This is a genomic window from Sphingobacterium zeae, from assembly GCF_030818895.1.
Lineage (GTDB): Bacteria > Bacteroidota > Bacteroidia > Sphingobacteriales > Sphingobacteriaceae > Sphingobacterium > Sphingobacterium zeae.
This window is the reverse complement of record NZ_JAUTBA010000001.1, coordinates 2976973-3001908: the sequence shown is the minus strand read 5'-3', so window position 1 is coordinate 3001908 and position 24936 is coordinate 2976973. Positions and strand designations below refer to the sequence as shown.

Here is a 24936-nt window from a genome sequence, read left to right as displayed (position 1 = left end):
ATCAACAGCGGCTAGATTAAGGATTATCTGCAATCAATATGGGAAACAAATAGCGTAATATAGAAACAATGAAATATTGAAAAATCATTGTTGAACTCCTGATTTATGTTAATTTTGAATAATAAGACATTATAAGATAATCCGACGCGTCTTTATGAATAAATTTCGTAAATATTGGAAACTATTTTCCCATATTGGTGCACATCCTGGCATGTCATACATCGATTTCAAACGCGTGTACATGATCAATCTGATTGCATTGTTATGTTTATTTCCAACAATATTTTTTGCAATCCTTAATCTTATCGATCAACGTTATATTTTATCTGCTATCAATTTTTCCAATTCAACATGTGCCTTTACAGTGCTTGTTCTTCAATATTACGGGAAATACAACATCGCTAAGGCCACGTTGTTAACAAGTAATTCTGTATTTTTCTTTGCAGGTGCTCTGCTTTATAGAAATGGTGGAGAATATTTTTTATTGTGCACATTGATCGTCGCGATGTTGATGTATGAAAACCGAAAGATTCATATAGTTCTTTGTATTACGATAGCTTTTCTAATTTCACTTTTATATCTGCTACCCGATATACTGCCACCAAGCCAGCAAGTTCCGCGGTCAAGATCGGTGTTCAATATTATTAATGCGCTTGCTTTTATCGTCGTTGCGGTCAACTTCTTTCTTGATATCATCTATAAGAATATGAAAAAGATCGAGCAGCAGCGCCTTAATTTAGAATCTATGAATCGCGACAAGGAAAAAATATTTTCAATTATTGCTCACGACATTAAAAGTCCTTTTGCCAACCTTGAAGCGCTGGTGTTTATGTTCCGTAACCAAATGCTAAACAGTACCACGTCACAGGAATATATTCAACAAATCTATCAACAGATTGCGCAACAGAATCAGGCGTTAGATGACCTACTGCAATGGGGCAGCAGCAATATGCAAGGAATGAATTGTAGCACATCAAAACTATTGATTAAACCCATTATCCAACACATTATTAAAAGCTTCAACGATAATGCGCAATCTAAACAACTCAAAATCAATCTGGATATACCGCCTGATACACAAATAATTGCCAATAGAGATCATATGACAATCATTTTGCGAAACTTAATCAGTAATGCGATAAAATTTAGTTATGTCAATGGCAATATCAACATTTATGTCAGTGTGGACGAGCTCTATACACATATTCATATTCAGGATGAAGGTATAGGTATAAATCCATTAAAATCTGCCGCCCTATTTAATGAAGTTCAGCAAAAGTCCTTTGGAACCGAACATGAACCTGGATCGGGTGTTGGACTCGTATTGTGCAAGGATCTGATTGAGAGAAATAAGGGCATTGTAAACATTCAAAGCACACCCAATAAGGGATCTATTTTTAGCGTTGGACTACCCTCCTCTCCAGCTCATATTACCCAAACTAAGGTAGAATTACCCTCATGCTGTTAGTAGAAAAACTAACTGTTTATAAGGGAATACATCATACACTTCGAACGTCGATAACAACCAACATCGAAGATGTAATTGAAATGACCTGCCAACTGCGCTGCGAGTGAATCTATTCTTTACTATCATTTTGTCAGATTTTAGCGTGACCTGATACGCTTAGTCTTACAATTGTAAAAAGATCCTATAGAATCTATACAAATGAAAATCCAACAATATCCTACTTCATAGAGGTACGGTCTTTGTTCACTATAAATAACAAACAATGTTGTTTCACAGCTAAAGATTCATATTTATGAAAAACTTCATCATACTCCTTACGATAGCCTTTGGTCTATTTCTAATTGTTAAGGTGTGTTTTTCGCAAAAGGGGAATGATCTAAAATCGACAAAACAAAAAACTATGAATACTATAAATCAAAAAGATCACGTAATTTATTTCGCCGGAGGTTGTTTTTGGGGAACCGAACATTTTTTTAAACAGATCCGCGGGGTCACCGCAACCGAGGTTGGCTACGCCAATGGAAACCTTCAAAATCCTTCTTATACACAAGTTTCCACTGGAACAACTGGCTTTACTGAAACCGTTAAGGTGATTTACGATCCTCACATCGTAAATCTCAACTTACTAATCGACCTTTTCTTCAAAACGATAGACCCCACTTCGCTGAATAAACAGGGTAATGACATTGGCACACAATATCGCACGGGTATATATTATACCAATACAAGTGACGCCCCTATTATCAAAGAACGCGTAGCCACACTTGCAAGTCAATATTCCGAAAAAATAGTCGTAGAAGTAGAGCCTTTACAGAATTTTTATGATGCTGAAGCCTACCATCAAAAATATCTAGATAAAAACCCCGGCGGTTACTGCCACATAAGTCCTGATTTATTTGAGCTGGCTCGCAAAGCAAATCCGCAAAAAGTGATCCAGGAAAACGAAAAACCCTATAAAAAAGCAGATAAAGAGGCGCTAAAGAAAGTGCTTACGCCATTGCAATATAATGTAACACAAAATGCTGCTACTGAACGCGCATTTGATAATGAATATAATGACGAATTTAGAGAAGGTATCTATGTAGATATTACCACAGGAGAACCTTTATTTGTGTCTACTGATAAATTTGAATCTGGATGTGGATGGCCGAGCTTTTCTAAACCAATCAGTGATAGTGTTATTGACGAACTATCTGACAATTCTTACGGAATGCGCAGAACTGAGGTCCGTAGCAAAACGGGAGATGCACATCTTGGACACGTTTTCAATGATGGTCCGGCTGATAAAGGAGGATTAAGATATTGTATCAACAGTGCTTCACTCCGATTTATTCCAAAGGATAAAATGAAAGAACAAGGCTATGAAAAATATCTGCCGCTACTGGTAAAGAAATAGTTTAATAGTGCCTCGTTATGAGGCACTATTAAACTATTTTGGAGATCACAACTACATTCATCATTACAATAACCGGTTGTTCAATGCGATGACCAGTGCCTCATTCATATTACTTACCCCTAGCTTTTCAAATAATTTCCGCCGGTGAAATTTCACCGTATCGATGGAAACGAAAATTCGTTCGGACGTTTCCTGAATACTGAGTCCACGATGATAAAAGCGCAATATTTCTATTTCGCGCGCTGTGAGATTTATCTTTTTACGGGATATCCATCTACCTGTCAACAGATCAAGTTCCCATAATAAATCAGCCTGAAGTTTTTCGATTACTACATTACCAGAAGAAACATTGGTTGACAACGAAACGATACAAATGGCTTTCCAAATTTTCCCCTCTTCTGTTAAAAAAACAGGCGTCAGCTTGTGATTAATCAAAACCGGTCTATTTGAAGCATGTTGTATTTGAAAATCATAAGATATAACGTATGATTTCCGCTCTTCAAGGGGCAATTTTTCGTAAAAGCTAAACCCTGCTTCGTTGATATTGATAAGCATCTGAAAATCGTCAGCAGGAACATATTTCTCATAAAAAGCATATCCCATTTCCATCACCTCCTTAGCGGTCAAACCCGCTAAAAAAAGGGGATTATCAGACACATATTCAAAGCTTTTACTTTGATAATCTATCAGGTAAATACTTTGATAGGTAATCCGCGAAAAAGCTTTTACAAACTCAAGATAGTCATGGGTCTGTAAGATATCCCTTTCCGAAAGACGGTCAAGTGCATTTTTTTTCGAAAATAGCGCATTAAAATCCATAACAAAGATCAAAAAACGAAGTTAAATAAAACTATAGTCAGTTATACCGTTTAATAAAACAAAGCGCAATATTTTTTTTAAATAACCTGCTCATTAATGTTTTGCAATCCGAGCAAAAAAAATAAAAAATCTCCACGGATGATGGAGATTTTAACAGATTACTTGGGAACTAAAGGCGATCATAAAAGATAAGCCAACTGTTATCATTTACTTACTTCATTCAACAATTGAATATCTTCTGTATCCAATTTGAGCGTTGGAGCAGCAAATAATGTTTCCAATTGAGACGCACTTGTTGCACTTACGATTGGTGCCGTGATCAAAGGTTTGGCCAACAACCAAGCCAATGCAACGGTAGCCTGTTGTACGCCATGTTTGTCGGCAATCGAATCTAAGGCTTTAAGGACAGCTTTTCCCTTATTATCGAAATACTTCTTTATCCCACCACCGCGAGTAGTGTTGTCGAAGTCAGCTTCTGTTCGGTATTTACCAGTCAAAAAACCAGCCGCAAGTGACCAATAGGGAAATACACTTAAACCATACTTTTCAACCAATGGGGCATAATCCGCTTCAAAACCTGATCTTTCAACGAGATTGTAATGTGGTTGCAAGGCCACATATTTTGGCAAACCATTCTTCTCGGCAGCATCAAAACTTTCAATCAACCTTGTTGGCGACAAATTAGATGCAGCAATGTAGCGAACCTTACCCGCTTTAATCAGTTCATCATAAGCCGATAGTGTCTCTTCCACTGGTGTTACCTTATCATCAAAATGAGTGTAATACAAATCAATATGATCTACTCCCAATCGTCTCAACGAATCATCAGCAGATTTTAAAATATGTTTTTTCGAAATATCGTAACCATGCTCTTGAGTCTCTGAGCCAACTTTGGTAGCAATTACCATATCCTGTCGATTGCCGCGGCTCTTCAACCATTTACCAATTATTTCCTCGGATTGCCCCCCTATGCCATTTACCCACCAAGAATAGGTATCCGCCGTATCAATAAAATTAAATCCTGCGCCTACGAATTGGTCTAAAATCTCAAACGACTGTGGTTCGTCCAACGTCCATCCAAAAACATTTCCGCCGAAATTTAGGGGTGCTATCTGCAAATCTGTGTGTTGTATTTCTATCTTTTTCATTTAATTTATGTATTGTTCCATTTCTTAAAACAGGATCAAACCGCTCTATAGAAATTAAAGTTACATTATTAGCAGCGCGTTAGCGCAAAAACCTGTCACACAAAATTGTCATAAAACGAAGTCGGCGAAGCTGGCACTGCCGCGAGCAATATAATCTTCCAACGAATTACAAATAGCGTAATTCTGGAAGAAAAATCAAAGAATCATTTGATTTAATAGTCAAATAATAAGTGCCCCAACATTGAGGTCTATGGTTCGACAATATAGTGAAAAATGAATATTTGTGCGTGAAGGAGTAACGAATGATGTGTAGCAAAAAGGGCCACTCTTAATGAAAGTCGACCCTTTTATATCTTACTTTTCGATGGATGACATGTCTATAACAAATCGATATTTAACATCACTGTCCAATACTCTTTGGTAAGCCTCATTGACATAGTCAATATCGATCATTTCTGTCTCGGGCAGGATATTATGCGCTGCACAAAAATCGAGCATATCTTGCGTTTCCTGTATTCCACCAATGCTGGATGCCGTTAGAACTTTATTTCCCCCCATAATGGACCGGCCATTAATCTCCATAGGAGCAGCCGGAATTCCAACACAAATGTAAACCCCTTTGGTTTTTAGCAGGGCTAAATAGAGGTTGTAATCATGGGGAGCCGATACTGTATCAATAATAAAATCAAAATACGATGAAAACTCGTTGATCTCATTGGCCTCATGCGTATTTAAAAACTTATGCGCGCCAAGCAAAGCCGCATCGTCTTTTTTACGTGGCGAATGACTAATCATGGTAACTTCTGCACCCATTGCTACCGCAATTTTGACAGCCATATGCCCTAATCCACCTAACCCCAATACACCAACTTTATGACCTTTGCTGACATTCCATCTTTTTAATGGAGAATACGTTGTAATACCGGCGCAAAGCAATGGGGCTACCTTTTTAATATCCAATGATTCTGGCACATGAAGCACGAAATTTGCGTCCGCCACAATATTATTGCTGTAACCGCCAAAGGTATAGCTGTGATCATGCATCACATCTTTGCTATTATAGGTCCAAACGGTCTTCTTTTCAGAACAAAACTGCTGTTGATCTGCTTTACAGTTTTCGCAAGTACCGCACGAAGCAACCATACAGCCTACACCGGCAAGATCACCTTTTTTAAATTTTGTCACGTCAGCACCAACTGCACTAATTCGGCCAACAATCTCATGCCCTGGTACAATCGGGTAGTGTGTACCGCCCCATTCATCATGCACTTGATGAATATCTGAATGACAGATGCCACTATACAAGATATCTATTAATACATCGTTCGCACCCAGCTCCCTTCTTTCAAATTCCCAGTATTCAAGTGGAGAACTACTGTCTTTTGCCGCATAACCTTTCGATTTAATCATATCATCTTTTTTTATAGACCACATTTGGATACGAAAATGACTTCGATCCTCATTTTAACTTGCGTAAAGTTAATAGGTATTGCTGATGAATGAAGAAGTCGAATCGGAATATTGACATTCGACAAACAAAAAAGTAAGTTTCAACATATAGATTAAGCATAGGACAGTGTATATTTGAATACATATAAATCATTTCAATGAAAAGAATCAATTTGACGCTGGCTATTCTTTGCTTTACAGCGATGGCTTTTGCCCAAAAAATCAATTATAGAGTGAATTCCCAATCCTCGAAAGTCAAATGGAGCGCCAAAAAGGTCGTAGGTGGACATGTAGGAATTATAAATCTACAAGATGGTAGTGTACAAACCGATAAAGGAAAAATCATAGCCGGTAGCTTTACAATAGATATGAATTCCATGGCATGTACTGATGCTCCCAAATTGACAGGACATTTAAAAAATGAAGACTTTTTTAATGTCCCGAGCTATCCCACCGCGAAATTTGTCATCAGTAAAGTTGACAATAGTAAAGCAAATCCAATCATAACAGGGAATCTTACGATCAAGGATAAAACAAAATCAATATCATTTCCTGCGAAAGTCACCACGACGGCAGATGGTCTAGCTGCAGAAGCAGTAGGCGTAAAAGTAAATCGTTTGGATTTTGATATACAGTACCGTTCTGCGAGTTTCTTCTCCGATTTAGGCAACCGCGCCATAGACGACGAGTTCACATTGGATATACAGATTAAAGGAACAAAATAGCTCATGCAGGAGAGCGACTCAATAAACAGCTGCTAATAAGACTCTTTTCGGTCTCCAAGGGCACTAAAATTTGATCGCTAATATTTTTCAACTGTATGGAACATGAATTCTATTAAATTAGATTTGTTTCAAATTACACATAACATACTCGAAAATTAACGAAAGTGAAGTTTTAGATTTATCTTTAAAATTCCTAATGATAAATTATACAAAGTATTTATGGAGAAAATAAAAACTTTTCAACAGCACGAGCTTAATAGAATTAGAAAAAATTGGAGTAATAGTGGCCTTGCATTTGAGAAGTTAGGAAGATCTTCTAATATATCGGATTACTCCGACAGAGAGATCAATGAGATGTTGTTAGGGATATATAAAGATAGTAAACATCTGATGGTTGATGAAGGGTATTTTATTGATGTTTCAAAGGTACAGAAAGCCAGCTGCACTTTAGTGGATGTCTCCTACGCTAGACGCATTAAACCAGACCCAAAAAGTGCCCTCAAACTTCATGACATCCGTAATTTTTATATTGAAGATTATTTTGTCGAAACAACAGAAATATTTTCTGATAAACATAAACACAAGATAACCGGCTATTTGAAAAAAATCGGTGGTATCAGTTTAGGGAAAGGTCAATACAATAAATTGTACTCTATTCCGAATGATTTTAAAACTTTTTTCGGTAACGCTCCAGCAGATTTATTCTACCCCATACAACGATATATAAATGGTCTATTCTTTGACGACGATTATAGAATTTCAGATTTTGAGGTCATCAGTAGTATTTCCATTAGTAAGATATGAGCCAATTAGAACACATATCTTATTCTTTTTTTTTGACCATCTCTTGCGTTTAATCGCTTTTTCTCAAGGTAACAACAGTGATTTCAGGCCATACCCCTATTCGCCCTCTTAAGCCGTGAAACCCAAATCCACGATTAACATAAAGATATTTTCCGTGCTTTTGATACAGCCCCGCCCATTCTTTGTAAAAATATTGAATTGGGCTCCATTTAAATCCAAATAATTCGATCCCAAACTGCATACCATGTGTATGCCCAGCGAGGGTCAAATGCACATGCTGATCGTGACCCAAGGTAACATGATCCCAATGGGAAGGATCATGAGACATCAAAATTTTGAAAGCATCCTTGTTCAAACCAATGGTAGCCTTAGCAAGATCGCCATACTGATGGAAACCACCCTTACCCCAATTTTCAACACCAATTATAGAAATACGATCTCCTTGCTTTTCAATTGCTATTGATTCATTTAGTAATAATTTAAATCCCATTTCATGGTGAATTTCCTTAAGCCTATTTAGGTTTGAGATTTTTGATTCGACACTATCCCATTGCACATAATCCCCATAATCGTGATTTCCAAGAACCGAGAACTTGCCGAAAGGCGCTTGCAATCGATTAAACTCTGAAACCCATGGCTCCATTTCAGAAGCCCTATTATTGACCAAATCGCCAGTAAATAATATAAGATCACTGTTCTGAGCATTTGCTAACTCAATCCCTTTACGCACTCTTCTCCTATCGGATAAACTCCCGGAATGGATATCCGATAGCTGGGTAATTTTAAAGCCGTTAAATGCCACGGGGAGATCTGGAAAACTCAAAATTTCTTCTCGAACTCTGTAAAAATAACGACCTCTCGTTAGCCCAAAAAAAATAATGAGTACCATAATCGCCGCAAAGAGTAGGACAATCTCGCTCAAAAGAATACTGCGCGGCGGAAAAGAGCGGAAAATACGTGTAAGATCTTCGAGCAGTAAAAATGGAATAGCGATCAATTTAGGTATAAAAACAATCAAGAATGCCGTAATCAAACTTGTTGCAGACCGCTGGATCTCATGACGTGCCTTTCGCAAGAAAAATATAAGCGAAAACGCCCAGAAGCAACAGTAAATCCAAACACCAATATATGCTCTGAAAAACTGAACTTTTAGCAACGGTAATGAAAGCCTGAAAAAAATAGAAATCCCCTACAATGAATAGGAATAAAATGAATAGAAGTCTTTTTGCCATATTGAACGAAATACATATGTCAAACCGCTAATGATATGCCAAAAGATATAAGGTTGCACCGCTAGCAACTTACTTTCGAAATACTGATGTGCTCGTGACAATTGATTCTATTTCGGCCCTATTTGATAGCGAAATTTCCTCCAATTTATTCAAAAAATGACATAATGTCCTTAATTTATTTTCAAATTGATAATCATTTCAATATGCCAACCTTTTGCATACATGCCCTCATTTTACGATAAGTCCGCTCAATATCGTCATCTAAACCAATAGAGAATCTGATCAATCCATCGGAAATCCCCATCGCTAAACGTTCCTCCTCAGGGATTTCAGATGACGTCGAACTGCCCGAGCAAGAAAATAATGTCTTGTAAAAGCCTAAACTTACAGCAAGATATCCTAAATTCTCAGCCTGCATCAACTCCATCAGCTCATTAGCTCTTTCCGTCGTTTCCACGTCCACTGTCATTAAACCGCCAAATCCATACGCTTCATGCATTATGCTCTTCATTAACTCGTGGTTGGGGTGAGATATCAGTCCTGGGTAAGAAACCTTTAAACCATCTTGCTCAAACCGCTCGGCTAAATAAAGCGCGTTACAGCTATGTTGTTTCATCCGTATATGAAGTGTGCGTAAATTCTTCAGTATACTCGCCGAGCGTAAGCTGTCCATTGTTGGTCCCAGCAACATGCAAGCTCCGCTATTCACGTTTTTGGTTTCGTCGATAAATTCCTGACTTGCACAATACACACCACCAACGCTATCGCTGCTACCGTTGATAAACTTTGTTAAGCTATGAATGACAATATCAGCACCCAACCGTATCGGTGAAATTGACAAAGGAGAAAAGGTGTTGTCAACAATCAATTTTAGCTTATACTTTTTACAGAGAGTCGATAACCTCCTCAGATCCGCCACACGCAACAACGGATTGCTCACACTTTCACAGTACAAAATTTTTGTATTGGGTCTTATCGAATTTTCTAATGCTTCGAAATCATCAATATCCAAAAATGTCGTCTCAATTTGGAAAGGTGGGAGAAAATTTTTGAGGAAAGCATACGTTCCCCCATAGATTGTCCTACTTGAAATAATATGGTCGCCACTTTTACAGAGCTGTAGGAGAACCGTAGTTATGGCGCCCATCCCAGAAGATGTTACATTAGCTGCAGCGGTATTTTCCATTTTTGCCAATGCCTGCGCTAAGTATACATTCATTGGAGATGAATGTCTCGAATAAAGATAACATCCTTCCCCATTTCCTTCGAACGTATCAAACATCGTTTTAGCCGAAAGAAATGTATAAGTAGAACTGTCCGATATCGACGGATTCACACCTCCAAACTCACCAAAATATTGCAAATCTTGAATTTCATTTGCTGCGTTAAAATCTTCCATGTTTTTATCCTTAAAATTGAGAAATTTTAAATTAGATTACAATAGATTATAGCTATATTAGAGTATAAATCTATTATATAAAGAATAATTAGTGAAAAAATCTATTTGATTTAAAAAAAAGAATCATTAAACCAAAAATAAATCTATGCATTTCGACGAAATTGACCGAAAACTACTGCTCTTCCTACAGCAAGACGCTAAACAAACAACCAAAGAGCTATCCCAAAAACTTAACTTATCAGCAACAGCAGTCTACGAACGTGTACGTAAACTCGAAAATACGGGAATTATTAAAGGATATGTTGCAGTACTTGATAAACACAAAATAGCGAAAGATTTCTTGGTTTTATGCCACGTTAAATTAGTGCAACATAAAAAAGAATTTATCCTACATTTTGAAAAAGAAGTGATGAACCTCCAGGAAGTGACAGAATGCTTTCATGTGAGTGGGGATTTCGACTATATATTAAAAATATGTGTACAGGACATGGCAGACTATCGCAATTTTATGTTAACGAAATTGACGAGTCTAAAACATATCGCAAGCACGCATAGCTCATTTATGATCGCCGAAGTCAAGAATACCATAGCTATCATGCTGTAGAAACTTAAACTAAAACTCCATTTTTTGAAGCAATAGGTTCTGGAATATCTTCGTCTCCCATGATCTGCAACATATCAATCTCAATGGTTCTACAGATCGATAGCATCGGGATATCAAACATCAGTCCTCCAAAAGGATTTTCCGTGTAATCACCCACCAGTTCCATCACAATATAAATCCATCCTATGACCACACAAAAAGGAATACTCGTCCATATACCCCAATCTCCCAATTTCGCAAATTCATTCACTAAACCTAATGGAAGCAGAATGATAAGAATAACATTGAACACAAATGCCGTACTCGCAAACTGCCGTGGCGAAGGAAATTTTTTAATTCTCTCTGCCTGCCCCTGATAATCATAAAATTGATTTAAACAGTTCTGTAATTGAGTTTGATTGAAATCAGAGATGACCTTATCATTTTTCAAGGCATTTACCTCCCTAGCTTGTTGGGAAATCAGATAAGTCGCAAAGTTCTTGTATTCACGCTGTGCATTATATTCCGCTGTAGAAAGATATTTATTTAAAAAGATCGATGTCCTACTGTAATCAGGAAAGCCAGCCTTTATAAGTCTGTTTCTTTTCACATTCATAGAACCAATATATTTTTTCAAACTAATGTGCTCCCATTCCGTTGGGACCAACAATTGCTCCCTTAACGTATACAGCCAGGCAATATGACGGTAAGCGATCCTTTTTCTCCGTTCTACTAGATCGATAGAATCACCATTTTCGGTGTTAAACGCATATAACATGGCTGTGAATGACCGGCTAGAATTAACAATTGCACCCCAAATTTTTCGGGCTTCCCAAAGTCGATCATAGGCCTGATTGTTTTTAAAACCAACGTAAAAAGCTTCGGCCGTCCCGATCAATGCTAAAGGAACCCATGGAATTATCATCCATTGCCAGTTAAAAAAATAATAGATAACCGCCACAAGCGAACACCAAAGCGTGAGCCATATCAAATGTGCCCCAGCTAAATTGAATATTTGCCTATAGTTGAAATATTTGGTAGTGATCATAAAGAATGGATATCTTACATTATTAATAAACGCTGTGAAAGTACATTTAATTTATAACTGTTCAATACACCAATTTGTTTTCGAGGCAATTATTTCTAAACCTTTGCCCTGTTATCAAAACTAAAGGTTTAGATTTCAAAATAGCTTATCACTAAATTTACTCCTTTCATCCCCAAAAAACCAACATATATCCCAAAAAATTGAATAAAAACATCGTCGAATATAGCTTTGGGTAATTATTCGAAACTTATGAACAAATTAATAGTAGTCACTCTGATCATATTTTTTACTAACAGTTTGCTATTCGCTCAAAGCACAGTCATCGGAAAGGTTTCCGATCAATCTGGAAGTCCAGTCCCCTACGCCACCGTTTCTTTTCAGCCATTACATGCGATGAAAGATACATCAATAGTGAAAATAACTGATGAGTACGGGAACTTTCAGTTGCTCATCTACGAAAAAGGAACTTACCTCGCTTCAGTTCTTATTGAAAAAGTATTGAAAACGCAGCAAAAAATCGATATCAAAGAATCGAATGAAACCATGGCATTGGTCGTTCCCAAATCACGCTTAACTGACCTCGTTTTGGATGAAGTGACGGTAAATAATCGCAGACCGATCATACAGCGAAAAATCGACCGTCTCATCATGCATGTTGGACAAACAGCCAATGCTGTTGGAAAGTCAGCCTTAGATTTACTTCAAATAGCACCAGGAGTGTTTGTCAATAACGGCCAAATTTCAATTAACGGGATAATGGGCACACGCATTCTGGTAGACGGAAAAAGTATTAATCTCGCAGGAAGTGATCTTAAGAATTACCTTCAGTCATTACGTTCCAGTGAGATCCAAAGCATTGAAATTATGGCGCATCCCTCAGCGGAATTTGATGCAGAAGGCAGTGGGGGCATAATTAATATTATTTTTAAGAAAAATGATAAGCAAGGAATCAATGGTTATATCGGCAATGACTATGGAATAGGCCTCGGAAAATATGCCGCATACAATCCTTACACCGCTTTAAATTATCGAAAGGGCAAAATTGGTTTAACGGCAAGCTATGCCTACACTCACGCTAAATCCTATGAAGAACTAAAACAACAGAGAAATTTTCCCAATAATGGTTTATATAGTCAAACAACAGACAATACACAAACAAACAGCAATAGCCGGATAAGAACAGCCGTGACATACGATCGTTCAAAGAAGGAATCTTTCGGATTAGCCTACACGAGCCAATACAGTAATTTTACTGGTCCCTCCGTTGCCCATGCGACCGTGAACTACCAAGATCCAGCTAAAAATATCATTTCGGCGGGCAGCTTTCCTTCCGAATCGAAATCCAATTATCAAAACCTTGGATTAAATTATGCAAGGGAAACAGACAGTTTGCACTCTAAAGTTACTATAATCGCCGATTACACGCATAATAAACGAACTGGAAATAGTATCAGCAGCACCACGGATTGGAATACAACGGGTAGCGTAATGAGCGATACGTTGTTCAGATTGGATTATCCAAGTACAGCAAAAATATTTACGGGCGAAGCAAAATACAACTGGATCGTAAAAAAGGGAAACAATTTGTCTATTGGTTTAAAGTCTACAGCGACAGATATCATAAACACCAATAATTATCAGGTCTTCGATCAACATTGGACACCAAGTCCAGCGCTGGATTTCGAATTCGCTTATAAAGAAAGAATTTATGCGACATATGCAAATTACGCAGGAAAATGGGCAAAAATTGATTATCAATTCGGGCTTAGAGGAGAGAAATCCATCGTTCAGGGGCGACTTTGGGGAGCACAGCAGGCAGATCTTTCACAACATTATTTCAATTGGTTTCCAAGCATCTTTTTAAAGAAAGATCTAAATATGGAAGGAAGCAATTACCTTACTTTTTCCTACAATAGAAGAATTAGACGTCCTTCATACTTCGATTTAAATCCATATAAATATTATATCGATAATTATTCCGTGCAGACAGGAAATCCCTATTTGATACCCCAATTTACAAATTCAATAGAAATTGGGGGGCTGTGGAAGGAAAAATACTATAGCGCATTAAATTATTCACAGACAAAAAACGCCATATCACAAATCATACGCAACCAGGCACAAGAAGAGCTGTTGACCGTCATTAAAGACAACGTTGGTACCCAAAAGGTATGGACCGCTACCATCAGCGTGCCTGTAAACTTCTTTTCCTTCTGGTCAAGCACGAATACCGTTCTGTTCACAAATACCCGTTCCGCTTCTCCAAACTTTAATATAAAAAAAGCCTCTTTCCTTGTACAGACGGAACAGGAAATAACCTGTGGTAAAGGCTATAGTATGAATATAAATGCATTCTATACACCTCAAATGTTAATCGGAAATATTGTAACTAAGGCCATAGGGTCGGTCGATTTAGGAATCCAGAAAAAATTCATTAAAGATAAATTAGTAGCTAAGGCGAGCATCAGTGATATATTTTATACGAATAACTATACGGCAACAAGTTATTTCGACGACACTAAAATTTGGATAAGTCATCAAGAACAATCACGCGTTTGCTCCATCTCCTTAATATATAATTTCAAAAAGGGCACGGCGTTTAAGGCGAAAAAAATGGAATCTAGTAATATGGAGGAAAACGGAAGACTATAAATGTTAACAATTTTTATCTTTGCAGCGCAACGGTCTGCTAAATTAAAATAAATAATGGTCTATGAAAAAGTATAAGCTTGCCAAATTTATCGCCAAGGTAGATCCATTCGTCACAACAAAGGACGTTAAAACATTGTATACACCTAGTGTGCGCATCATACTGCATTTTGGTATGTGGTCGATATTTACGGTACTTCTATTCTGCAACTACTACTATGTGTTGAGAATCCCGACGAACCAATCCTTGTTTTTATCGCTCCGCGTTTTAGCTTCATCACTTGTGGTATTCTATCTCTTTTTCTATTGCATCATACCCTATGCGCGAAATTCAAACTTATGGATATTACCGTTTATAGCATCACCTGTATGTATTTTTATTTGGTTATTTATCAATAATCTTTTTTATGTACTAGCCTACAGATATGATTATGACCTATCAAATCTATACCCATTAATGGGCAAAGAGAAAAACTTTATTCCAAATCTGTGGTCTGTTTTAAGTATCAAGGTGATTGCATTGAATGCATTATCTGCCATCTATTCGATGTCTCCTTTTTTTTTCACCAAAATATTAATTGATATGAGGAGATTAAACAAAGACAGGATGCGAATTCAAGAGCAGAAGTTAAAACTGTCACTAGAAAACATCCAAGTAGAAAAAGACTTTCTAAAGGCTCAACTTAATCCACATTTTCTATTCAATACGCTAAATAATCTCTATCGTTTGACCATGAAAAAAGATCCAACAGCGCCAGAGGTTGTTTTAAATTTATCCGAAATAATGGGATATACGTTATATGACTCGGATACAGAATATGTCTCCTTAGGGAAAGAGCTCGATTTTATTGAGAATTACTTTTCTTTGGAAAAAATGCGACATCCAAAAACCTATAAAATTGAATTGAAAATCGAAGGCCGAGAGCATGCTGCTTACCTCACAATTGCACCGTTATTGACATTTAATCTAATCGAAAACGCTTTTAAATACGGACTTAAAAATGAAGAGGACTCATTTGTCCAACTTTTTATTAGCATTTCCCAAGATCAATTTATTTTTGAAATTAAAAATGACTATGATAATTTAGATAGCACAAAAATAGCTCCGTCTAAAGGTATCGGTATTAAAAATTTAAGAAAACGTCTCCATCTCATTTATCCGACAAAGAGCGATCTCCAAATAACAGATACTGGCGGAGAATTTAAAGTTGTATTAAATATCACATTACAGCATGATTGAAAAGTATAGCTGCATCGTCATCGACGACGAGCCTTTAGGAATTGAACTCATTACAGATTTCGTCAATCAAATACCCTTTCTGGAACTGAGAAAAACATTCGGAAAGCCAATCGAGGCCATGACCTTCTTGCAAGATAATCCCATTGATTTGGTGTTTAGTGATATTGAAATGCCCAAGTTGACCGGCTTAGACCTATTGGAAAGTCTAGCGCAGCAACCCATCTTTATTTTTATCACAGCACACCGGCATTTTGCCATTGACGGATTTGAAAAAGGCGCCGCGGATTACCTCATTAAACCCGTTCGTTTCGATCGGTTTTTAAAAGCTGTAAATAGAGCAAAGGAACAACTTGATACGCTTAAAAAGCTAAAAAACAATCCTATAAAAACAGAACGCATTTTCATAAAAAGTGAAAGCAAGTTTATCAGATTAATGCTGAAGGATATTGTTTATATCGAGGCTCAGGGCAATTACTTGACCATGGTCACGCTTAACGGTACGAACCAGACATTATCTACCTTGAAAGCCATGGAAGAAATTTTACACAACTCCAGTTTCTTTCGAATTCACAGAGCATTTATCGTCAATACGGATTATATTCAGTCGTTAAATGGAAATATCGTTCAGCTTTCGAATGGAAAAATTATTCCTATCGCCAGCAATAAGAAAGACCAACTATATTCACTTTTGGGGTTACATTAAAATAATAGAATACAATCTCCTTAGCGATCTGAATGCCCATAGGTGAACGTTTAGTGGATGTTAAAAAAAAAGATATAGTATACTATTGTGTATTTTTATCCTTTTGATTATTTTAATTACATTGGAATACAAAACTTCAAATACACAACAAGATGATGATAAAAATAAAAGGCTTCGCATTAAACATAATTCTTCTACTGCTTGCGACAACTGCTTTTGCCCAAAACAAAGTGGATCTAAGGGCAATGTTAAATAAAAATCGAGAATTTATATTTCCGCAGACAGTGGATAAGATTGCGGCGGCGTTGCATGTCAAAACGGACTTTTATGAAGACGCCAATGCGGAAAAATATGCAAAATGGATCACGGAATCTGGTTTAGAACTGTATAGCAATTACGGCGATGACAAAACTGTTAATGAACTTTTTTTTGATATTCCTGAAGATAAGTTTTTGGTTGTCGAGGGGCTACCTTTCGATCTAGCAATGAATAAAACAACCCTAAAGGACGCGCTCTCAAAATTCAGTCGTCACGAAGTCAAACAGAAGAAGCTTGATGATGGAAGCGCTTACCCTGGTGGTACTAGCCTGACCATGAAAACGGGAGCGCATTTTACCACGCTAATCTTTGATAATAAAAATCTTTTGAAATTTATGAGTTTAACCACTTCCCTAATTGATCCCGCAGTCAATTAGGGCAACGCCATCGATAAAATTTTAACATATTAAAGATTACCTTTTTTTAGCTCATTTACCGCAAAATCTACCGCCCTTGCGGTAAATGCCATATACGTTAGTGATGGATTCACACACGATGAAGAAGTCATAAATGCCCCATCTGTCACAAAAACATTTTTTGCGTCCCATACTTGATTAAATTTGTTCACCACCGATGTTTTTGGATCGTTGCCCATTCGTGCTGTGCCCATTTCGTGAATTCCCTGCCCCATACTGAACCCATTATCGTAGGTCTTTACATCTTTGACACCAATTGATGTTAACATTTCCACCATTTCATTACTGGCATCACGTCTTATCTTCCGCTCGTTCTCCTTGATCGCTGCATCTATTGCTAATACAGGAAGTCCCCATTTATCGCGAATAGACGAATCCAATACCACGCTATTATCGTGGTATGGCAGTATTTCCCCGAAAGCAGTGAATCCAATTTTCCAGCCGCCGGGCTCAGTAATAGCATCTTTCCAGGCCCCGCCCACGCTCATATTGTCGACCTCTCCTGTCCATTGTGGCCGTGAAGCACCGCCCTGATAGCCAAAACCACGGACATAATCTCGCTTCTTATTATCTCCGGGAACATTAACGAATCGCGGAACATATAATCCATTAGCCCTTCGTCCAAAAATATATTTATCTTCAAATCCCTCTACAGTTCCGCCGGCACCACTATTTAACATGTGATCCATTAAATTATGCCCCAGCTCCCCGCTGCTACTACCGAGACCATTTTCCCATATATCAGTAGCGGAATTCATTAATAACCAGGTGGAATTTAACGTCGACGCACAAACAAAAACAATTTTGGCAAAATATTCATACGTCTGATTCGTTTCTGCATCAACTATTTCAACTCCTTTAGCTCGCTGCGTATCAGGATCATAGATAATATTCTTTACAATGGAAAACGGACGTAACGTCAACTTTCCTGTCTTCATCGCAGCAGGTAATGTGGCAGATTGTGTGCTAAAGTAAGCGCCAAAATTACAGCCCAGCCAGCATTTATTTTGGTATTGGCAATTGATGCGGTTATGATGCGGAACTGTTATATTGGCAACCCGGCCAATGATAAAATGCCGCTTGCCCTGGTAACGCAATTTTAGTCGTGCAGCAAGATCCTTTTCTACAACATTCATTTCCATCGGCGGCATAAAGTCACCGTCTGGCAACACCGCTAATCCGTCTTTATTACCAGAGATTCCGGCAAACTTTTCAACGTAACTGTACCAGGGCGCTATCTCCCGATAACGTACAGGCCAATCTATACCGTAACCATCTTTGCTATTAGCCTCAAAATCAATATCTGACAAACGATAACTCTGCCGCCCCCACATAAGCGAACGCCCACCAACGTGATAACCTCTGAACCAATTAAAGGGTTTTATTTCCTTATATGGACTTTCAGTTTCGTTAGTCCAGAAATCAATATTTCCTTCGTTTATCCATTGATTTTTAATTCCAAATGGTAAATAGTGTTGCGCAATATCCAACGGTACACGTCCACCATGCGGAAAATCCCATGGATCTTTGTTGGGGGATGGATAATCTTTAATATGTTCAATATTGCGTCCTCTTTCTAACATAATGGTTTTAAGTCCCCGCTCTGTTAGTTCCTTCGCTGCCCAGCCACCAGTGATTCCAGACCCGACGACAATAGCATCATATACATTGTTAGTCATGTAGTTGTAGTTGGTTTAATTGGTTATTAATTGTTGCAAAACTCCCTTATGAAAATAAGTTATTTTCCAACATAAAACATGGCAAAGTTTGTCCATAAACTTACCCTGCACCTAGGGCTTATCCACCTCTACACCGAAGTAGAATACATCCCCTAAACAAGTTTAAGCTTTTTTTTTGATTTAATTGCAACCGGTTGCAAATTTTTGTAATATTGTATAAGGCAAGTTCGTAACTTGAATAACCAGATTATAACAGTATAAACCAGAGACCAAATCATTGCTTCAGACTAATCGGAATATAAATCTTTTCAGTCTGAAATATGGTCTTTTTAAAACGTAATAAATATGACAACAATTAAAGGTCCTGCCATCTTTCTCGCACAATTTATCGGCGATGAACCTCCGTTTAATTCCTTAGAAAATATCTGCCAATGGGCCTCAGCGCTCGGCTATAAAGGCATTCAGTTGCCAACTTTAGATTCCCGTTTTATTGATCTAGAAAAAGCGGCATGCGACAAAAGCTATGCACTCGGCTTAAAAGCTAAAGTACAGTCCTATGGATTGGAAATCACCGAGCTCTCAACCCATCTCCAAGGACAACTAATTGCTGTAAACCCAAGTTTTGATGATCTATTTGACGCCTTCGCACCACAGTACGTACATAAAGATCCCGCAGCACGGCAACAGTGGGCCATACAACAATTAAAATATGCCGTACAGGCCTCGCACAATCTTGGACTGAAAGCATTAGCAACCTTTAGTGGCGCATTATTGTGGCCATTTATATACCCTTGGCCACAACGGCCAGCCAACTTGATTGAAACAGGATTTGCGGAACTTGCTAAACTATGGTTACCCATACTCGATGAATGCGAGCAATATGATGTTGATCTCTGTTATGAATTACATCCGGGCGAGGACCTCCACGATGGTGCTACTTTCGACCTGTTTCTCGAAAATGTCAATAATCACAAACGGGCAAACATCCTTTATGATCCCTCCCATTTTGTCCTTCAATGCCTCGATTACCTCGAATTTATTGACATTTATCACGAGCGAATTAAGATGTTTCATGTTAAAGATGCTGAATTTACACCTTCCGGCCGTCAGGGTGTTTATGGTGGCTACCAAAACTGGCAAGCTAGAGCTGGTCGATTTAGATCAATTGGCGATGGACAAGTGGACTTTAAAGCCATCTTTACCAAACTTACACAGTATGATTTTAAAGGTTGGGCGGTACTCGAATGGGAGTGTGCATTTAAAAATGCTGAAGATGGTGCTCGGGAAGGTGCCCTGCATATTAAAGACTATATCATACGGGTTACCGATAAGGCATTCGATAATTTCGCTGCAGTAGAAACCAACGATAACCTCAATCGCAAACTATTGGGTTTGTAAAACAGAAGATCTCATCATTATAAAATTAACTTTATGAGCACTAAAAAACTTAAAATGGGTATGATAGGCGGAGGAAAGAATGCTTTTATAGGTGCTGTTCACCGTATGGCTGCCGGAATCGACGGCCATATTGAATTATGTTGCGGAGCACTAAGCGCTGACCCTATTGTTGCCAAAGAATCTGGATTACTTTTAGGACTTCCAAAAGACAGAAGTTATGGGAGTTATCAGGAAATGATCTTAGAAGAAAGTAAGCGCCCGGCGCAAGAACGTATGGACTTCGTCAGCATCGTCACCCCTAATTTTGCTCATTTCGAACCGGCGATGATGGCTTTAGACCATGGCTTTCATGTCGTCCTTGAAAAACCCATGACTCTCACACTTGAACAAGCGCGTTTACTTCAAGAGAAAGTAGAAGAAACCGGATTAACCCTTTGTGTGACATATACATACTCTGCTTATCCTATGGTGAAACAGGCCCGTCAACTGGTGAAAGAAGGTCGACTAGGTCCAATCAGAAAGATTATGGTCGAATACCCACAAGGTTGGCTCAGTAAACTTATCGAAAACGGTCTCTCGCTAGCATTCTGGCGCACCGATCCAGAAAAAAGCGGGAAAAGCGGATGTATGGGTGATATCGGAACCCACGCGGCACATTTAGCAGAATATATCTCAGGCCTGAAAATAACTAAAATGTGTGCCGACTTACAAACTTTCGTCGACGGGAGAAAACTGGAAGACGACGGCAATATTTTACTGCGATTTGAAAACGGTGCAACGGGAGTGCTATCTGCCTCGCAGGTCGCTGCCGGAGAGGAAAATGCCTTAAAAATTAGAGTATATGGTGAAGAAGGCGGTTTAGAATGGAACCAACAAGATGCCAATACACTAATCGTCAAACCTGTCGATCAGCCGACACAGCTCTTTAGAGCCGGACAACCATACCTTTCGCCACTCGCACAACATAATGTACGCTTACCAGCTGGCCACCCAGAAGGATACATTGAAGCATTTGCCAATATCTATAGAAATTTTGCAACTACACTTTTAGCGTCCATGCAAGGTAAAGTTCCTACAGAAGAAGAGACTGACTTCCCGACCGTAACTGATAGTGTCCGGGGCATGAAGTTTTTGGAGACTGTACTTGCTTCGGCAGCGTCCGAACAAAAATGGACTGACTTCCTAAGGTAATAAAGTAAAAAACCAATGTGGTTTCTCCGCCGGCAGGAGACACCACATTGGTTGCTATTTTTCGCGAATTCGCATTTTTACCACAGCAGATATAAATAGTTTTCAGCATTTGAATAAAGTTTCTTGCATATACGCTTCGTCCGATTTTGCTTGGTCTATATAGAAGGTCTTCAATTCAATAGCTATCATTTTTTGGGATAATTTGGAGCTTCCTCTATCACTATAGTTTGTTCTTCTTGTGTTAGTGGAGCTGGAGGAATTTCATCAACATCTCTTTCAATTTCCTGAATTTCCACATGAACAGCGTATGGTGAAGGCTCTATTGGAATTCCCATTACAGTCGCGTATTCTCTGGTATAAATTGCGCCAAAGTATAGGATAGCGGCTGTATAATAAACCCATAACAAGATCAATACAAACGAGCCCGCTGCACCATAAGTATCTTGTGTAGCCGAATGTTCCAAATAGACCCCAATTAAGTACCTGCCTAACACAAATAAAATGGAAGTAAATAAAGCGCCTGCACGGACCGTTCGCCAATGAATATTGACATCTGGCAGTATCTTAAATATCACACTGAACAAAAGAAAAATAGTTCCAAAGGATAAACCAAAGTTGATTCCGTTTACTAACATCACTGTCATATCTGGAAAATATCGCTGCAGCTGGTCCATCAAGGTCAAAATCACCCCATTAATAATAAGTGTAACAACCAGCAAGAATCCCAATCCTATAACTAATGATGAAGACAAAAGTCTATCCTGAACTAACTTTAGCCATCCTTTCTTTGGCTTCGCACGTACGTGCCAAATCTTGTTGATGGAATTTTGGATATCCCCAAAAACTGTTGTTGCGGCTAAAACTAAAGTAACACTACTCACCAGCAATGCCAGATTTGACTTTCCTGACAATTGTAAATTCTGAATAACCTCCTGAATCTGCTTGGCAGCACTATTCCCCACAAAACCTCGTAACTCCATAAATACCCTCCCCTCAATGGCATCCTCTCCATAAAAAATTCCAGCCAAAGCAATGATTAGAACGAATATTGGACCGATCGAGAAAACAGTATAATAAGATAGAGACGCACTGTACTTCATTGAATCCTCATTGAGAAATCCCGCAACAGTACTTTTCAAAATTCGCCAATAGGTTTTTATTTTACTGCTACTCTTAGTTCTAATATCCATATTTTTACATTTTATCTCAACAACAAACCATTAAGTAGTGGAGAAAGTTTGTCTTTTATATGTTTTAATGCGAATAGTCCTTTAGAGTGCCTTCCAGAACCATTCGATCCCGGTTTACGACCTTTAGACTAAGAATGATATCTGAAGCAATGGCTTTCAGTGCTAAAATGGGCGTAATCTTAAATTCATTTGGCCAGTCAGCCAAATGAATCGCAACATGAGATAATTCATCAGTATGCTTATAACTCGCACTTAATCTATATACGTCCCTTGATGTCGACAACATACTGAATCCCCTATCTTGTTTTTTAAACCATTGGTAGAACAGCTTATTTGGCAGAAACTTGTTGAGGTTACTATCTCCCCGCATGGTAACCCTCACCTCTGGAACGTGTGTATTGTACAGCGTTTTCTCTTCGACCGTTTCGAAATTCTCATCAACCGCATAATTGATGATAGTATCAGTCTGAGTTACCTTATTTTTTAATATTTCAATATCAATATAATTACCGTCCAAATGTGTGATGAGAGAATCTGTCATCATCGGAAATTCTTCGAACGCTTGTTTTAGTTTATTTTTCAGTTGATTGGTAGGAATGTTGACCCAAGATGTTGCAATATATTTTGTCGATTCAAGTTCCCTGACAAGGAACTCTTTCGGAAAGTTCCAATTCTTTGAGGTAAAATCACCATAAATATCAACTTGATCACCCTTCAATGTCAGTTCAATATAATTGTTAGTTGATAAATCACTGTAGCGCACCGATTGACCGGTAAGTGTGCTCGGATCGGCGATAAATTGTTTAATAGTTACCATATCGCCTTTTGATTGAATAAGCTGAAGCATCTCTTCCTTCTTCTTATCAAGATCAAAACCCACACCAATCAATAATTCATTTCCTCTACACACAAATGCCATTTTATTCGTCGGATCATACGCATAGCTTATCCCAGACGCCCCGCCCTTTTCAATAGGATCAACATGTATGACTTCCTTTAGAAAATATAAAAATTGCTGTTTATCCTTTAGCTGAAAAAAAGCATAAAAATTTTTTGGTTGTTCCTCCAATGCAAAAAGAAAAATATTCGCTTTGATGTCAATACCATTATCTTGAAGTTTACTGAGCCTTTTATCGAAATTCAGATGCTCTTTTTGCGATAGCTGCCATTTATTAAAAAACTGATTCAATAAAATATCATCCAATGATACCGTTAATAATGCTTTACTGTCTTTATGCACCAATGATTTGTATGACTCATGCTGCCTGAGTATATAAATTCCCCATACGGTAATCATCAAAAGTATAACAATCCCTATCGTCCAAACTATTGTCTTTTTTATCATATCGATTCAGTCTATAAAGAAATTTAAAATAACAGGATCAAAAATATCAACCAAATAGCGCCTTTTTCACCCCTGAAATCAGGGAATTGGTCATTCCATGTATGATTCTCGAATTAAACCATATTCAAGGGCAGATTTGACAGCGGCAGTAACACTCTTCGTTTGAAACTTCTCCATTAGATTTTTACGATGACTTTCGACCGTGTGCGAACTAATAAAGAGAGCGTCAGCAATTTGATGAGTTGTCATACCTTTCGCTACGAAACTGAGCACTTCTTTTTCACGACGTGTCAATTTTGGCACCTGCTTCAGCCCTATTTCCGACTTCTTGTTCAAAATAGTACGGGTTTTCTCACAGATATAGCGCTTTCCAGCAATAACATCTGAAATAGCAGTCAGTATTTCATCGCCATTTGCATTTTTCTGTAAATAGGCATCGGCACCCTCTTTTAAAATACTATTGATGACAGCAAATTCATTGTGTACACTAAATGCGATTATTTTCAGGTCATTATTATTCTCTTTCAGTCCTTTAACTAAATCTATCCCGTTGGCGTCGGGTAGATTAATATCGAGGAGCAGGACCATTGGCATGTCTACCGCGATAGACTTAGACAGCTCTGTCGCACTAGAATACATCCCGACAACGTCAAAATCTTCATGCGCGTTAATAATATTTTTCAATCCTTCAAGCAACAAAGGGTGATCGTCTGTAATCGCTATTTTAATCATTTTT

Annotated in this window: 21 protein-coding genes; 11 read left to right on the top strand and 10 right to left on the bottom strand. The window is 38.1% G+C overall.

Features of this window, described 5'->3' with window-relative positions:
* Positions 1 to 154 precede the first annotated feature (154 nt).
* Both QE382_RS12520 and msrB read left to right on the top strand, forming a co-directional pair.
* On the top strand, positions 155 to 1468 hold the full coding sequence (locus QE382_RS12520; RefSeq protein WP_307186185.1) for a sensor histidine kinase: 1314 nt from the start codon (positions 155 to 157) through the stop codon (positions 1466 to 1468).
* A gap of 400 nt (positions 1469 to 1868) precedes the next feature.
* Complete coding sequence (gene msrB / locus QE382_RS23640; protein WP_307186184.1) at positions 1869 to 2864, top strand: peptide-methionine (R)-S-oxide reductase MsrB; 996 nt, start codon at positions 1869 to 1871, stop codon at positions 2862 to 2864.
* A 63-nt stretch (positions 2865 to 2927) separates the two neighbouring features.
* Here msrB and QE382_RS12510 read toward each other — a convergent pair whose 3' ends face one another.
* The 3 genes from QE382_RS12510 to QE382_RS12500 all read right to left on the bottom strand — a co-directional run bounded on the left by QE382_RS12510 (position 2928) and on the right by QE382_RS12500 (position 6241).
* On the bottom strand, positions 2928 to 3683 hold the full coding sequence (locus QE382_RS12510) for a response regulator transcription factor (protein WP_307186183.1): 756 nt from the start codon (positions 3681 to 3683) through the stop codon (positions 2928 to 2930).
* Between the two features lie 203 nt (positions 3684 to 3886).
* Complete coding sequence (locus tag QE382_RS12505) at positions 3887 to 4831, bottom strand: aldo/keto reductase (RefSeq protein ID WP_307186182.1); 945 nt, start codon at positions 4829 to 4831, stop codon at positions 3887 to 3889.
* A 354-nt stretch (positions 4832 to 5185) separates the two neighbouring features.
* Complete coding sequence (locus QE382_RS12500) at positions 5186 to 6241, bottom strand: NAD(P)-dependent alcohol dehydrogenase (RefSeq protein WP_307186181.1); 1056 nt, start codon at positions 6239 to 6241, stop codon at positions 5186 to 5188.
* 197 nt (positions 6242 to 6438) lie between these two features.
* Between QE382_RS12500 and QE382_RS12495 the strand changes: the two genes are divergently transcribed.
* Together QE382_RS12495 and QE382_RS12490 are read left to right on the top strand one after the other, a co-directional pair.
* Positions 6439 to 7005 carry a YceI family protein gene (locus QE382_RS12495; RefSeq protein WP_307186180.1) on the top strand — a complete coding sequence of 189 codons (567 nt, stop codon included), beginning with the start codon at positions 6439 to 6441 and terminating at the stop codon, positions 7003 to 7005.
* 219 nt (positions 7006 to 7224) lie between these two features.
* The gene (locus tag QE382_RS12490; protein WP_307186179.1) at positions 7225 to 7809 is read left to right on the top strand and encodes a hypothetical protein; all 585 of its coding nucleotides are present in this window, start codon (positions 7225 to 7227) and stop codon (positions 7807 to 7809) included.
* A 49-nt stretch (positions 7810 to 7858) separates the two neighbouring features.
* On the opposite strand, the gene QE382_RS12485 is transcribed toward QE382_RS12490, so the two are convergent.
* Together QE382_RS12485 and QE382_RS12480 are read right to left on the bottom strand one after the other, a co-directional pair.
* Positions 7859 to 8884 carry a metallophosphoesterase gene (locus QE382_RS12485; protein ID WP_307186178.1) on the bottom strand — a complete coding sequence of 342 codons (1026 nt, stop codon included), beginning with the start codon at positions 8882 to 8884 and terminating at the stop codon, positions 7859 to 7861.
* Positions 8885 to 9234: 350 nt separating this feature from the next.
* Positions 9235 to 10440: an aminotransferase class I/II-fold pyridoxal phosphate-dependent enzyme gene (locus QE382_RS12480; protein ID WP_307186177.1), complete on the bottom strand. Its 1206-nt coding sequence runs from the start codon at positions 10438 to 10440 to the stop codon at positions 9235 to 9237.
* A 145-nt stretch (positions 10441 to 10585) separates the two neighbouring features.
* Here QE382_RS12480 and QE382_RS12475 point away from each other — a divergent pair, with 145 nt between their 5' ends.
* A complete protein-coding gene (locus tag QE382_RS12475) occupies positions 10586 to 11044 on the top strand; it encodes an Lrp/AsnC family transcriptional regulator (protein WP_307186176.1) in 459 nt (152 codons plus the stop codon).
* Between the two features lie 4 nt (positions 11045 to 11048).
* On the opposite strand, the gene QE382_RS12470 is transcribed toward QE382_RS12475, so the two are convergent.
* Positions 11049 to 12071 (bottom strand): bestrophin family protein, encoded by a 1023-nt coding sequence (locus QE382_RS12470; protein WP_307186175.1) that lies wholly within the window; start codon positions 12069 to 12071, stop codon positions 11049 to 11051.
* 249 nt (positions 12072 to 12320) lie between these two features.
* Here QE382_RS12470 and QE382_RS12465 point away from each other — a divergent pair, with 249 nt between their 5' ends.
* The 4 genes from QE382_RS12465 to QE382_RS12450 all read left to right on the top strand — a co-directional run bounded on the left by QE382_RS12465 (position 12321) and on the right by QE382_RS12450 (position 17358).
* Positions 12321 to 14723, top strand: a complete 2403-nt coding sequence (locus tag QE382_RS12465; RefSeq protein ID WP_307186174.1) for a TonB-dependent receptor — start codon at positions 12321 to 12323, stop codon at positions 14721 to 14723.
* 61 nt (positions 14724 to 14784) lie between these two features.
* Positions 14785 to 15960: a sensor histidine kinase gene (locus QE382_RS12460; RefSeq protein WP_307186173.1), complete on the top strand. Its 1176-nt coding sequence runs from the start codon at positions 14785 to 14787 to the stop codon at positions 15958 to 15960.
* On the top strand, positions 15953 to 16663 hold the full coding sequence (locus QE382_RS12455) for a LytR/AlgR family response regulator transcription factor (RefSeq protein WP_307186172.1): 711 nt from the start codon (positions 15953 to 15955) through the stop codon (positions 16661 to 16663). The genes QE382_RS12460 and QE382_RS12455 overlap by 8 nt, the downstream gene beginning before the upstream one ends.
* 152 nt (positions 16664 to 16815) lie before the next feature.
* Positions 16816 to 17358 carry a hypothetical protein gene (locus tag QE382_RS12450; protein ID WP_307186171.1) on the top strand — a complete coding sequence of 181 codons (543 nt, stop codon included), beginning with the start codon at positions 16816 to 16818 and terminating at the stop codon, positions 17356 to 17358.
* 29 nt (positions 17359 to 17387) lie between these two features.
* Here the strand turns inward: QE382_RS12450 and QE382_RS12445 are convergent, their stop codons facing one another.
* Positions 17388 to 19076 carry a GMC oxidoreductase gene (locus tag QE382_RS12445; RefSeq protein WP_307186170.1) on the bottom strand — a complete coding sequence of 563 codons (1689 nt, stop codon included), beginning with the start codon at positions 19074 to 19076 and terminating at the stop codon, positions 17388 to 17390.
* A 345-nt stretch (positions 19077 to 19421) separates the two neighbouring features.
* Here QE382_RS12445 and QE382_RS12440 point away from each other — a divergent pair, with 345 nt between their 5' ends.
* Both QE382_RS12440 and QE382_RS12435 read left to right on the top strand, forming a co-directional pair.
* Positions 19422 to 20474 carry a sugar phosphate isomerase/epimerase family protein gene (locus QE382_RS12440; RefSeq protein ID WP_307186169.1) on the top strand — a complete coding sequence of 351 codons (1053 nt, stop codon included), beginning with the start codon at positions 19422 to 19424 and terminating at the stop codon, positions 20472 to 20474.
* Between the two features lie 33 nt (positions 20475 to 20507).
* Positions 20508 to 21665, top strand: a complete 1158-nt coding sequence (locus QE382_RS12435) for a Gfo/Idh/MocA family protein (RefSeq protein WP_307186168.1) — start codon at positions 20508 to 20510, stop codon at positions 21663 to 21665.
* A 185-nt stretch (positions 21666 to 21850) separates the two neighbouring features.
* Here QE382_RS12435 and QE382_RS12430 read toward each other — a convergent pair whose 3' ends face one another.
* From QE382_RS12430 to QE382_RS12420, 3 genes are all read right to left on the bottom strand, one after another.
* Positions 21851 to 22855, bottom strand: a complete 1005-nt coding sequence (locus QE382_RS12430; RefSeq protein WP_307186167.1) for a YihY/virulence factor BrkB family protein — start codon at positions 22853 to 22855, stop codon at positions 21851 to 21853.
* Between the two features lie 64 nt (positions 22856 to 22919).
* The gene (locus QE382_RS12425) at positions 22920 to 24200 is read right to left on the bottom strand and encodes a hypothetical protein (RefSeq protein ID WP_307186166.1); all 1281 of its coding nucleotides are present in this window, start codon (positions 24198 to 24200) and stop codon (positions 22920 to 22922) included.
* A gap of 90 nt (positions 24201 to 24290) precedes the next feature.
* A complete protein-coding gene (locus QE382_RS12420) occupies positions 24291 to 24932 on the bottom strand; it encodes a response regulator (protein WP_307186165.1) in 642 nt (213 codons plus the stop codon).
* Positions 24933 to 24936: the final 4 nt, after the last annotated feature.